This is a genomic window from Caloramator quimbayensis, assembly GCF_900167605.1.
Lineage (GTDB): Bacteria > Bacillota > Clostridia > Clostridiales > Caloramatoraceae > Caloramator_B > Caloramator_B quimbayensis.
The window spans coordinates 15,905-27,634 of record NZ_FUYH01000002.1 but is presented as its reverse complement, the minus strand read 5'-3'; the positions used below and the strand labels follow the sequence as shown (position 1 = coordinate 27,634).

Genomic DNA, 11,730 nt, shown 5'->3' with positions numbered 1-11,730 from the left:
ATTTTATAGATTTTCTATTTCTTTTCTAACTTCAACTCCAACATCTAAAAGTTCTTCAACAGGATGTCCAAAATTGTGTTCATGCCTTGGATTAACTACAACCAATTTGCCCGATGTTATTCTTCCTGACAAAGTTTTAATCGTAACAACATCGCCAATTTCTGCTGCTTCATCTTCTAAAAAGCCCTTTGTCCACATCATAAGAGGTACAGCCTTTGTATCCTCTGGTACTTGGGGTGCCCTTTCTTCAGGCTTTAATACTAAATTTTCAATCTCTACCCATTGACCTTTTCTTGCAGTATTCAAATACATTACCTCCTTTAAAACTACTTTTTAAGTATAATAAAAATATTATGTCTTATTTTATAAGCCTTCAAAATTTATAGTGCAAATTTAATGCCAAAGGGAGAAGACTATAAATTGTAGCCTTCTCCCTTTGAGTGTGAACATAATTTCCTTTTTAAATATGAAATTTATTTCTATGTGGAAATATTATTCCATATGCTCTTTTAAATTAAGCTCAATAATTTTATTAAAAAGCTGCCTTCTGCTTATATTCATGATGCTTGCGGCCTGAGTTATATTATTGCTGCAGTATTTTAAAACATTTAGAATATACTCCGTCTCAAACCTTCTTCTTGCCTCTTTATAGGGTATAATAGAAGATTCATTATTACTATTGATTTTACCTGTTTTTTCTAAAGTGCTTTTAACACGCAAAATGCCATCTTTAGACAAAACCACTAACCTTTCTATTATGTTTTTTAGTTCTCTTATATTACCCGGGTAATCATATTTAGTAAGATACTCTAAAGTTTCATCATCTATACCTCTAATTTCTTTTTTGAGCTCCTTTGAAAACAAATTAATAAAAAAATTAATCATATCTAATATATCTTCTTTTCTTTCCCTTAATGGAGGTATTTCTATTGTAATTGTATTTATTCTATAATAAAGATCCTCCCTAAAACTGCCCTTTTTAATTTCCCGTCGAATGTCCCTGTTTGTAGCTGCTATTAGTCTAAAGTCCACATTAATGGGTTTATTTGAGCCTACCCTTTCTATCTTTTTATCTTCAAGAACCCTTAAAAGCTTCACCTGAGTATTTAAAGACATTTCTCCTATTTCATCTAAAAATATAGTTCCGCCGTTAGCCTGCTCAAATCTTCCTATTCTTCTATCCAGTGCCCCGGTAAAAGCACCCTTTTCATGTCCGAAAAGTTCCGATTCTAAAAGATTGTCAGAAAAAGCCTGACAGTTAATAGCCACAAAGGGCATTGAGGATCTATTGCTTTTCTCGTGAAGCATATGAGCTATAACTTCTTTCCCAACACCAGATTCGCCTAAAAGAAGAACATTAGTATTGCTGCTTGCAACTGTGTCAATAATATTTAGTATTTCTTTCATTTTAGGATTTTTACTCTGATTTAAAAATCTTCTTCCTTCTTTTTTATTAATAGATATTATTTTCTGATTTTGAAAATTTACTATCTTCTTTGCCTTTTCTATCTCAATAAGAAGTTCTTCAGGATTATGGCTTTTTATGAAGTATCCAAAAGCTCCCATCTTCATTGCATTAACTGCTGTTTCTATGCTTCCATAGCCAGTTACCATAATAACTTCAACAGATTTATCATATCTATTTTTTATTTCTTTTAAAAGCTCAAGTCCATCCATATCGGGCATTATTATATCTGAAAGCACTAAGGGATAATATTCATAATCTAAAATATCTAATGTTTCCTTTGCACTCCCTGCCTCTCCTACGATATACCCTCTGCTTTCAAGTATAATTCTATAGGTTTCACGATATTCTTTTTCATCATCTACTATAAGAATTTTGCATATATCGCTCATACTACCTTACCCCCATTTCTACTGGAAAATAAACTTTAAAGTTTGTACCTTTGCCTATTTCACTCTCAACTGTTATTTCTCCATTTAATTTTTTAACTTCATTATATACAATATAAAGTCCTAATCCTGTTCCCTTATCTGGTCCTTTTGTAGTATAAAAGGGGTTAAATATTTTTTCCATATCTTCTTTTTTTATTCCGTATCCAGTATCCATGCACTCTATCATAATTCCATCATCAACCTTATATGCCCTTATATTTATGCTTCCATTTTGGTTTATCGCATCAGCGGCATTTGTAATAAGATTTATAAGAATATGTTTAAGGGATTCTTGATTTATTAAACATGTTAAAGCATCATCGCATTGAACTTGAAGAGATATGTTTCGTTTTTGCATATATTTATTATGAAGTTCACGAATATTTAAAATAAAATTTTTAATGTTTGTCCATTCAAGCTGATTGCCAGATATTCTTGAAAAATTCAAAAGGTTATCTATTATTTTACTTGCCCTTTCTACTGCAGAATCTATATAATCTAAGGACTTATTTATTTTCTCATCTCCGCTATTTAATCCTCTTAAAATAAAACTGTGATTTCTAACAATTCCTAATGGATTTCTAATCTCATGGGCAATACCTGCAGCTAATTGCCCTATTGCTATCATTTTATTGGCTTGAAGAATCTGGTTCTTGCTTATTTTTTCATTTGTAATATTATTTATAACCATTAATACATTCTTTACATTTCCTATTGAATCTAAAAGAGGATATATATTAAGGTTATATACCTCATTTTTTATAGACATTTCTATCTCATAATTTTCTTTAGTTGTAAATGCATCTTCTATTATGCATTTTTCGCAGCCTTTGCAAAAACTCTTTAAATAACTGCTGCAGCTGCTGCTTATAATGTCTTTTTTAGGCTTTTGTATAAAATCTAAAAAAGCTTTATTTACATTTACTATATTTTTATCTTTATCAATAACAATCATATATTCAGTCATTCCATCAAATACTATCTGAAGGTCATTTCGGCTGTCCTCTAATTCTTTTGTTCTAAGCTTTACCTTCTCCTTTAAAGACTGATTCCATATGAACATCATAACGAATATCAAAAGAATTATAAGGGTTGTTATTAATATGTATTTTTTTATCTTATCAACATCCACTGCCTTTACTATTGGGGTTGAAATTCCAAACCATTTTTGCTGTATTTTCTCTAACTGACCTTTTTTATTTAGGCTGTCAATCCCTTTATTAAGGATAGGTATTAATTCAGGCTTGGATTTTGGAACAGCAAATACAACTTCATTTTCATAAAGAGGATTATCAATTATTTTAACTGAGTTTTTTAAATTATTTTTATCTATCTGATATAAAACAACAGGCTCATCTCCAGCAACAGCGTCAACTTTTCCCTCTTCTAAAAGTTTTACTGCTTCCTGTATATCAGCAACATAAAAAAGTTTTACTTTAGGATAATTTGCCTTCATAAACTCATTTAAATAATCTCCCTTTTGAGTTGCAAGAATCTTACCATTTAAATCAGAAACAGATTTTATTTTGTTGTCTCCTGCTTTTACGGCAAGTACTCCTCTCAAATTATATATAGGCTTTGTAAAAAGATAATACTTTGACCTTTCCCCGCTTTTAAACATGTCACAAATGTCCGTTTCACCCTTTGAGAGCTTGTCTAAGGCTGTCTCCCACAAAAGAGGGTGAAGCTCAATTTTAACTCCCAATTCTAAAGATAAAGAATTAACATAATCCACAACTACCCCTTTATATTGGTTATCTGCAGTATCAACAAATCTAAGAGGCGGGGCATTCCTATCCGCAGAATATACTAAAACCCCCTGATTTTCGAGCCATTCCTTTTCCTTATCCGATAATATACCAGAATGTTCTCTCTTTATGCTGCTCAAGATATTGCTACTTAATGTATCTGCTTTGCCTGCATAATTTAAAATTATAAATAAAAGTATAAACAACAATGATAGAACTATCATTTTAATTTTCGATGTCTTTATCATATATCCCCCTCGTTTTGCTAAGTATTAGCATATCTTACGCTACAATTATATCATATAAGATAAAATAAGTAACCGTCACTATGGGTACCTATGGGTATAATAAAGGGCAGATTTCATCTGCCCTTTATTATATTATTGCGCTTTTTAAGTTTTTTGTTTGAAATTATAGCCTTAATATTAAGAAGCTTATGCTTATATTTTTAGGGCTCCATGAGGACAAACATTGACACACTTTCCACAGCCCACGCACTTTTCTTCATTTATTACTACATTTCCTGAAAAGAGACCTGTCTTTTTAAATTCTATGGCTGAAACTGGACATACTCTCTTTGCTGCACAAAATGGTGAACTGTCGCATCTATCCTTTAAAAGCTTTACCTTTTTCATATTATCCCTCCTTCTATATACCCCCATAGGGTATATAGAAATTATATACGCTTTTAAATTTAATGTCAAGATGAAAAAATATAAGCCCAATACTATTAAGAGTTTTTAAAATTCTTATTCATAGAAACAAAAATGCTCAATAGTATTATCATTATTCCCGATATAAAGAACATAACCGATATAGAAACCCTTTCAGAAACAGCACCGGCTGCAGCACTTCCAAGAGGAGTCATGCACATGCAAAACATACCCATAACTGAGGATACCCTTCCTAAAAGTTCTTTTGGAGTATTTAGCATTACATAGGAATTTATAGGAGCATTAATCATTGGAAGTACAAATCCCATCATAAAATAAAGAATAGCAGCTACTATAACCGATGATACAGCTCCATTAATTAAGTTGCCCGGCAAGCTTAAGAGGCAGTAATTTATACCGAAAAAAATCAGCCCATTTATAACAAGTTTCTTCTTATTAAATTTAGAACCAATCTGGCCTACAACTACGCCGCCTATTATAGCCCCCGTCATAAGCCCTACCCCTAAATAGCTCATGAGTTTAGCATCTCCTCTTAAAACATCCTTTACAAAAGCTGCTTCAAGAACATTTATAGGCGTTACAAAAAAGTTTACAGCCGCAGCCATTAATATAATTATAAATATGAAAGAACTTTTTTTAACAAAATTAAGGCCTTCCAAAAGATCGTTATAATAGGATTTTATATTAGAATATTTCATCTTTTCAATATTTTCAGTATATTTCATAAAGGATAAAAGTATACAGGCTATAAAAAACGTCATACCGTCTATCAATATTGCACCAGATATTTTAAATATCGAGATAATTGCCCCTGCAAGAGCAAGGCCTATAAGCTCTGAAAAAGTATTTGCAGAGGATGAAAAGGAGTTTGCCGTAAGATAAAGTTCTTTAGGTACGAGCGATGCATTTAGTACTGAATTTGCAGGATTAATAAAGCTTTCAAAAGTTGAATTAAGCGCTGTAAAAACAAACAAATGCCAAGGTCGCAATAAATTATAATAAAAAAGTATAGCCGTAGCAGACACTACAATACCTCTTAAAAAATTACCTGTAATAATTATTTTTTTCTTGGAATGTCTATCTGCAAAGGCACCTGCGAAGGGGCTTAATACTATGTTAGGAACTGCGTTTACAGCAAACAAAGTCCCCATCAAAAGTTTTGATCCTGTTAATTCATATACCATCCAGGCATAGGCAATTGCATCAATAGAATCTCCAAATCTTGATATAGAGTAGGCTATCAGCTTAATCATAAAACTTTTATATTTAATCAAATCCTTTATACCCACACTATTTCTTACTAATTCGGCATTTTCCATAAGTTACACCCCAAATCATAACCATATTTCAACTACTGTGCCATCGGAAGAGTGCACGTCTACTATTTTAAGGCCTTTATACTCTTTTAAAATATTGAAGGATTGATTTAGTAAATTGAAATCGATGGTTTCAATATATTTTATATTTTCATTATTAATAGCTTTCTTTTTTATATATACTTTAACTGCTAATTTTGCAAATGCCATTGGAACATATATTGGAACTTTACACTTAAACCCCTGTGTTTTTATTATAATCTTCATATAGCCACCTACTCTATACTAACTTCTACGATATCTCCCTTATCTGATTTTATGTCAACAATTTTACCCTCTAATCCTGAATCAATGGCTCCTATAATTTCATCAAAATCAACATCTTTTAAACTCTCATTTTCAACTTCAATTGGAAGTTTCTTAGTAAGTTTCAATACAGATTTTACAAATTTCACAGGAATAGTTATATTTACATTGTCACCTTTCTCAGATAAAACCTTTACTCTTAACATTTTTTGATTATTATTTTTTACTTCAGGCAGTGTTTCACTATTTTTTAAAGCATTAATTATCTCTGCAGCTTTTTCTGAACTAATCTTTCCTTCCTCAACCATCTTTAAAACTCTAATAATCTCATCACTCATTTCAAAAACCCCCTTATTCATTTAACATTTTTATAGCATCATCAGGTGATATTTCACCATTTTCAAGCATATTAATTATATCGCTTTTGCTTGAGCTTTTTTGTTTTGGAATCGAATATCCAAGGGCCTCAATCACATCATCAAGTTTTGCCCTGACCGTTGGATAGGAAATTCCAAGCTCCTTTTCAACATCTTTTATATTTCCTCTGTTTTTTATAAACACTTCGGCAAAATATAACTGCTCACTATTTAAATTTAAAAAACTTGTAAGCTCAAAATCGTTTTCAATAGTAGTATTGCATTTCGGACATTGTAACTTTTTAACTCTAAGATTTGAGCTGCAAACTGGGCATTTTGCAATTAGTTTATATGCCATATTTTTCTACCTCCTTATTTACAGTATAATATATATGTTTAAATATTTCAATATTAATATTAATTTTTTTAATTTTTATTTATATATATTTTAAATATTTTAATTTTGATATTTATTTTTTGTTTGGAATAAGCAAGCCTCCCTTACGTTGACAAGTTATCGTAATCTAAGGGCAAATAAAAAAGGCCGCGATTTGCAGCCTTTTTATTATCTATATAACTTTCTTTTAATAACCTTGTAAACTTCACCAGATATAAACGGTATTGAGCAGAAGATTAAGATTACTGTCCAATCCCACAATGTAAGATATACCGTTTGGAAGATTGGTCTTAAGAACGGTATATAAATTACGGCAAATAATAAAAGGAAAGAGAAAATTGATGCATATACAAGTATTTTATTTGTAAATACGCCTATCTTAAATATGGTGAACCTTTCTGAACGGCTTGAATAGGACCTTATAAGTTCTGCCGTTATCAGCGTTGCAAAGGCATAGGTTCTTGCGAAGCTTAAATGTTCAACATTTGTTAAATAATCAGGATATCTGTTAAGCCCAATAAAATAAGCACCAAGAACAGCAACAACAAGTGCTATACTTTGAACTGCAATGCCTGTTATCATGGATTTATCGAGTATTGGCTCTTTAGCGTTTCTTGGCTTTAAGTCCATAATATCAGGCTCTCCCTTTTCTGTACCAAGGGCCAATGCTGGGAAGCTGTCAGTTACAAGGTTTAACCACAAAAGCTGTATAGGAACAAGGGGCGTTGGATATCCAAAGAGCATGCTTAAAAATACAATCAATATCTCACCAACGTTGCAGGATAAAAGGAAGAATACAAACTTTCTAATGTTGCTGTAAATTATTCTTCCCTCTTCAACAGCTGATACAATACTTGAGAAGTTATCATCAGTAAGCACTATATCAGCAGTTCCCTTAGCAACGTCTGTTCCAGTAATACCCATAGCAACTCCTATGTCAGAGCGTTTTAAAGCCATAGCATCGTTTACTCCATCTCCGGTCATAGCAGCTATGTGGCCGTTCTTTTTAAGGGCATCGACGATTCTTACCTTATGCTCAGGAGAAACCCTCGCATAAACGCTTGTTGTTTCAACTCTTTTTATAAGTTCTTCATCAGACATATTGTCAAGTTCATGACCTGTCAGTACACCGTCTCCTTCATTCATTAGCTTTAAATCCTTTGCTATAGCTACAGCCGTATCCTTATAATCCCCTGTTATCATAACAGGCTTTATACCAGCTCGTCTGCATATATTTATAGAATCCTTAACCTCAGTCCTTGGAGGGTCAATCATACCCATAAGCCCAACAAATATCATATCTTTTTCTATTGTATCTGAGGATATAGTTTTAGGCATTTCATCATATTCTCTGTATGCAAATGCAAGAACACGAAGGGCACTGTTTGCAAAATTGCTGTTTGCCTCTTTTATATCTTTTTTCATTTCATCGGTTAAGTCTTTAATTTCTCCGTTTATATATATTTTTGAACACCTTTCAAGAATTATATCCGGCGCACCCTTTGTAAAGGACACTATACCCTTTATAAATTCTTTATGAAAAGTTGTCATCATCTTTCTGTCGGAGTCAAAGGGTATTTCCGCAATTCTTGGGTACATTAAATTAAACTCGCTCTTTAAAAAGCCTGCCTTCTCTCCTGCAACAACAAGAGCTCCCTCAGTGGGGTCTCCAACTATTCCAAACTGCCCGTCTTCTTTTTTCTTTATTGAAGCATCGTTGCAAAGAGTTCCTATTGAAAAAAGAAGTTTAAAATCTTCATCTTCAGCAGCATTTATTTTTTCACCATTTATTATAAATTCTCCTGATGGGTTATATCCTTGTCCCGTAACATCCATATATTTATTAGCGCAATAGGCCTTTACAACAGTCATCTCGTTTTGGGTAAGGGTTCCTGTTTTATCAGAGCATATTACATCAACGCATCCTAAGGTTTCAACTGCAAGAAGCTTTCTAACGATTGCGTTTCTCTCAACCATCCTTTTCATTCCAAGGGCAAGAACGATTGTAACAACCGCAGGAAGCCCTTCAGGTATTGCCGCAACTGCAAGGCTTACGGCTACCATGAACATCTCAATTAAAGAACCTCCCCTTATTATCCCTAAGGCAAAAACAACAGCGCATATTCCAAGGCATGCTATTCCAAGCCACTTGCCAAGCTGGTCGAGTTTTTGCTGAAGAGGTGTCTTTTCTTCCTCTATATTTTGAATTTTATCCGCTATCTTTCCAATCTCTGTTTTATGACCAGTACCAACAACTATACCCTTGCCTCTTCCATAGGAAACAGTTGTACTCATATATGCCATATTAGCCCTGTCACCAAGGCTGACCTCTTTATCGAATATCTTCTTTGCATCCTTTTCAACAGGTACTGATTCTCCAGTTAAAGAAGATTCTTCTACCTTTAAATTATGACTCTCTATTATTCTAATATCAGCAGGTATTACATCTCCTGCTTCAATAACAATTATATCTCCAGGAACAAGCATCTTTGCTGGGATTATTTCAATTTTACCATCTCTAAACACCTTAGCATTAGGCGATGCCATCTTCTTTAATGCATCGAGTGCCTTTTCAGCTTTCCCCTCCTGCATTACTCCAAGTATGGCGTTAATAATAACTATCGCTATAATAACTATAGAATCTGTAGTCTCTCCCATTGCTGCAGATACAACGCTTGCAGCGATTAAAATTATTACAAGAAAGTCCTTGAATTGAGCTATAATCTTTTGAAAAAGGGATTGCTTTTCCTTTTCCTTCAGCTCGTTATAACCGTATTTTTCAATAAGTTCATTTGCTTGACTTGAAGACAGCCCCAAAGATAAGCTAACCGAAAGCTCCTTTGACACTTCCTGCGCAGTCTTGCTGTGCCAATTATTTTGCATTTTCATCCTCCTTCTTTCAGCTTAAACTTAATGTATTTTCATTTATATAATATCATAATATATAATTATTTTCAACATATAATAGGTTATTTTTTAACTTATTTGTATTAAAATTAGATTTTTTAAAGTTTACAAAGTTAGTTTAAACTTCATATATTAAATTATTCATAAATAATAAAAATTAAGGAACTGCCATCGGCAGTTCCCATTTTATTATTTATAGTTTTATAGTTTCATCCTTTGCTATAGCTTCAATATTATCATCCCACAGATATTTCTTTGTTTCACTTACAAGCACACCGCTTAGAGCTATTAATGATATTAGGTTTGGTATTGCCATAAGTCCATTAGCAAGGTCTGCAAAGTCCCAAACAAAGTTAAGTGAGAATACTGAACCTACATATACAAATATAACCCAAAGTATTCTATATGGAAGAATAGCTTTCTTTCCAAGGAGATATTCTATAGCCTTTTCACCATAGTATGACCATCCAAGAATTGTGGAGAATACGAAGGTTAAAAGGCCAACTGTTAAAACTATAGGCCCTAATACTGGAATTGCTGAGAAAGCTGCTTTTGAAAGAGCTGCTCCCTTTAACCCTTCTGTCCATTTTCCTGAGTTAACAAGAACTATACCTGTCATAGCGCATACAACAACTGTATCCCAGAAAGTTCCTGTTGAGGATACAAGAGCCTGTTTCACAGGGTTTCTTGTCTGTGCTGCTGCTGCAACTATAGGAGCACTACCAAGACCTGATTCGTTAGAGAAAAGTCCTCTTGCAACACCATAGCGCATTGCAATCATAAGGGTTGAACCTGCAAACCCTCCAAGGGCCGCCTGTCCTGTAAAGGCTGATTTAAATATAAGAACTAATGTTGCTGGAATAGTCTTTATTCCTAATATTATAAGAATTATACATCCAAGAACATAAAATGCTGCCATAAATGGAACGAGTATATCGCAAACCTTTGCTATGCTCTTTATACCACCGAGAATAACAACAGCTGTTAGTACTGCCATTATGATACCTGTAATATAGGTTGGAACCTTAAAAGTTTCATTAACCATAACAGATATTGAGTTTGCCTGAACCATACATCCTATACCAAAGGCAGCTATACTTGTAAAGAGAGCAAATAACCATCCGAGCCATTTTTTCTTCATACCGTATTCAAGCACATACATAGGTCCACCAGCCATAGTGCCATCAGCCGTTTTAACCCTGTATTTAACCGATAGGAGAGCTTCTGCATATTTGGTTGCAATACCGAATACGCCAGTTAGCCATGTCCAAAGAACAGCACCAGGACCGCCAAGAGCAACCGCTGTAGCAACACCAACTATGTTACCAGTTCCTATTGTTGCTGCAAGAGCTGTAGCAAGAGCACTGAATTGACTAACATCACCCTCTGCAAAATCATCCTTTGTAACAGAGAGCTTAATAGCCTTTCCGATATACCTTTGGATGAATTTGAGTCTGAAGGTTAAATAAATATGAGTCCCAAGAAGAAGAATAATGAGTGGCCATCCCCAGATAATACCATCTACTGTCGATATGAACTTTGCTACGGATTCCATAAAAATCCCCCTTTATTTGTTATTATGAATTTAATTTTATATTAAATTCTATTTTTTTTCAATTTAGAATATTCTGTTATTGTTTTACAAAATTCGATTATATGTATTTAAGTTTATATTTATTCGCAATATGTCTTAATATCTTGGTATTTCTTAGTGTTTCTCATTTTATAATTTTGTAAATTTATACAAACATTGATTAAATCATTAATCTGTTGTTTATGATAGTTTTTTTCTATAATTGTTATGCAATTTTTAAATATAAAAGTTGCATTTTTGTGAAATATTTAATTTGCTTCTAATAAAGATGCAAAGAGCAGGAGAAGTTTCCTGCTCTTTAATGTCCTCTATTTTCCACTCGAGGGACGGTTAGTGTGAAAATGTAGCATTCCCATATTTGGTTATATATGACAATACGCAGTGTTAGATACCGGAGAAAGGAGGTATACCGCAAAAAAAGTGCCACCCAGTTGACAAGTGACAAACTTTTTCATTCCGTCGTTGTGGCTATTTTTTAGTCATGCACTGTTACTTATTACGCACAAAATAGATTTATAAGGCGTACCCATCTCATT

At 33.2% G+C, this 11,730-nt stretch carries 10 protein-coding genes; all 10 read right to left on the bottom strand.

Annotated features, from left to right (window positions below):
* Nucleotides 1-3: 3 nt before the first annotated feature.
* A complete protein-coding gene (ortA, locus tag B5D15_RS01460) occupies nt 4-306 on the bottom strand; it encodes a 2-amino-4-oxopentanoate thiolase subunit OrtA (protein WP_242948665.1) in 303 nt (100 codons plus the stop codon).
* A 186-nt stretch (nt 307-492) separates the two neighbouring features.
* The gene (locus B5D15_RS01455; RefSeq protein WP_078695330.1) at nt 493-1,857 is read right to left on the bottom strand and encodes a sigma-54-dependent transcriptional regulator; all 1,365 of its coding nucleotides are present in this window, start codon (nt 1,855-1,857) and stop codon (nt 493-495) included.
* Between the two features lies 1 nt (nt 1,858).
* The gene (locus tag B5D15_RS01450; protein ID WP_078695329.1) at nt 1,859-3,892 is read right to left on the bottom strand and encodes a transporter substrate-binding domain-containing protein; all 2,034 of its coding nucleotides are present in this window, start codon (nt 3,890-3,892) and stop codon (nt 1,859-1,861) included.
* A 192-nt stretch (nt 3,893-4,084) separates the two neighbouring features.
* Nucleotides 4,085-4,279, bottom strand: coding sequence for a 4Fe-4S binding protein (locus B5D15_RS01445; protein WP_078695328.1), 195 nt, complete (start codon nt 4,277-4,279; stop codon nt 4,085-4,087).
* Nucleotides 4,280-4,374: 95 nt separating this feature from the next.
* Nucleotides 4,375-5,637: an MFS transporter gene (locus tag B5D15_RS01440; protein ID WP_078695327.1), complete on the bottom strand. Its 1,263-nt coding sequence runs from the start codon at nt 5,635-5,637 to the stop codon at nt 4,375-4,377.
* A gap of 15 nt (nt 5,638-5,652) precedes the next feature.
* Nucleotides 5,653-5,901, bottom strand: a complete 249-nt coding sequence (locus tag B5D15_RS01435; protein ID WP_078695326.1) for a hypothetical protein — start codon at nt 5,899-5,901, stop codon at nt 5,653-5,655.
* Between the two features lie 8 nt (nt 5,902-5,909).
* The gene (locus B5D15_RS01430) at nt 5,910-6,278 is read right to left on the bottom strand and encodes an SHOCT-like domain-containing protein (protein ID WP_078695325.1); all 369 of its coding nucleotides are present in this window, start codon (nt 6,276-6,278) and stop codon (nt 5,910-5,912) included.
* A 13-nt stretch (nt 6,279-6,291) separates the two neighbouring features.
* Nucleotides 6,292-6,654, bottom strand: a complete 363-nt coding sequence (locus tag B5D15_RS01425; RefSeq protein WP_078695324.1) for a DUF2089 domain-containing protein — start codon at nt 6,652-6,654, stop codon at nt 6,292-6,294.
* A gap of 207 nt (nt 6,655-6,861) precedes the next feature.
* Nucleotides 6,862-9,576, bottom strand: a complete 2,715-nt coding sequence (locus B5D15_RS01420; protein ID WP_078695323.1) for a calcium-translocating P-type ATPase, SERCA-type — start codon at nt 9,574-9,576, stop codon at nt 6,862-6,864.
* A 217-nt stretch (nt 9,577-9,793) separates the two neighbouring features.
* Nucleotides 9,794-11,155, bottom strand: coding sequence for an alanine/glycine:cation symporter family protein (locus B5D15_RS01415; RefSeq protein ID WP_078695322.1), 1,362 nt, complete (start codon nt 11,153-11,155; stop codon nt 9,794-9,796).
* Between the last annotated feature and the right edge of the window lie 575 nt (nt 11,156-11,730).

Bases quoted from the DNA above. Each gene is read 5' to 3' on its own strand.
- B5D15_RS01435 (WP_078695326.1), bottom strand. From the start codon at position 5,901: ATGAAGATTATAATAAAAACACAGGGGTTTAAGTGTAAAGTTCCAATA.
- B5D15_RS01430 (WP_078695325.1), bottom strand. From the start codon at position 6,278: ATGAGTGATGAGATTATTAGAGTTTTAAAGATGGTTGAGGAAGGAAAG.
- B5D15_RS01450 (WP_078695329.1), bottom strand. From the start codon at position 3,892: ATGATAAAGACATCGAAAATTAAAATGATAGTTCTATCATTGTTGTTT.
- B5D15_RS01445 (WP_078695328.1), bottom strand. From the start codon at position 4,279: ATGAAAAAGGTAAAGCTTTTAAAGGATAGATGCGACAGTTCACCATTT.
- B5D15_RS01415 (WP_078695322.1), bottom strand. From the start codon at position 11,155: ATGGAATCCGTAGCAAAGTTCATATCGACAGTAGATGGTATTATCTGG.
- B5D15_RS01425 (WP_078695324.1), bottom strand. From the start codon at position 6,654: ATGGCATATAAACTAATTGCAAAATGCCCAGTTTGCAGCTCAAATCTT.
- B5D15_RS01440 (WP_078695327.1), bottom strand. From the start codon at position 5,637: ATGGAAAATGCCGAATTAGTAAGAAATAGTGTGGGTATAAAGGATTTG.
- B5D15_RS01420 (WP_078695323.1), bottom strand. From the start codon at position 9,576: ATGCAAAATAATTGGCACAGCAAGACTGCGCAGGAAGTGTCAAAGGAG.
- B5D15_RS01455 (WP_078695330.1), bottom strand. From the start codon at position 1,857: ATGAGCGATATATGCAAAATTCTTATAGTAGATGATGAAAAAGAATAT.